Annotated in this window: 1 protein-coding gene; it reads right to left on the bottom strand. The window is 69.6% G+C overall.

What is annotated here, in order from left to right:
- Positions 1 to 294: 294 nt before the first annotated feature.
- Positions 295 to 849: LamG-like jellyroll fold domain-containing protein (locus tag I8N67_RS41750; protein WP_200309607.1), on the bottom strand; the 555-nt coding region annotated here is incomplete at its 5' end.

Genomic DNA, 849 nt, shown 5'->3' on the forward strand with positions numbered 1-849 from the left:
CTTGCCCTCGACCGGGTCGCCGAGTGCCTGAACGGCGGGACCAGAGGTGTCCTCCCGCTCGGGGAACGCCACGGCCTGGATCGTACCGATCGTCAGAGCGAGAGAGGTCACGGCGGCCACGACCGCGGCCCGGCCGCGCAGACGGCGGCCGATGAGAAGGGATCTGGCAGCAGGCATACAGGAACTCCGCAGGGTGAGGAGCGAAGATGGGGGCTACGTCGAGGAGACGTGGGGTGTTTCGGAACCGACAGCCGTGGTTCCGGCCGGACGCGTGCGCCCGGCCGGAAGCCTCTGTCACAGGTCCGGCTGTGCCAGTCGTTCGGCCATCCAGCCGACCGCGACCGCATCGGCGGCCCCGGTGTAGATCCGGATGTCGTCGACCTCGCCGCTGAGGTGATCGGCCCAACCGGTACCGGACTTGGCACGGCCGATCTGGAGCCCGCCGCCGGCCGCCCAGTAACCGATCTTGTGCTTGGAAGCGTTGTCGGCGTCGGCGAGCTGCCCGTCGACGTAGAGGCGCAGTCGCTTGGTGAGGCCGTCATAGACCACGGCGATGTGCTGGCCGCCGTCCAGCGTCGGGTCTCCCGCCTGGTCGTCGGGGATGGTCAGTGCCGTGGCCGTCGTGTTGTCGCTGCCCGGCACCACCAGCTCCCAGTGCCCGTACGGGTTGTCCGCGGTGTACTTCGTGTAGCGGACCAGGAAGCGGTTGGTCTTGGTTCCCGTGAGCGCGAACAGGGTCTGGTCGGTGGTGTCCGACTCGGCGGCCACCCGGACCCGGGCGGCGACGGTGAAACTGCCGTCCGCGCTGACGGGTGCCGATGACGTGGCCGCGTACCCGTTGTCGGCGAG

The organism is Streptomyces adelaidensis, assembly GCF_016598475.1.
GTDB classification, from domain to species: domain Bacteria; phylum Actinomycetota; class Actinomycetes; order Streptomycetales; family Streptomycetaceae; genus Streptomyces; species Streptomyces adelaidensis.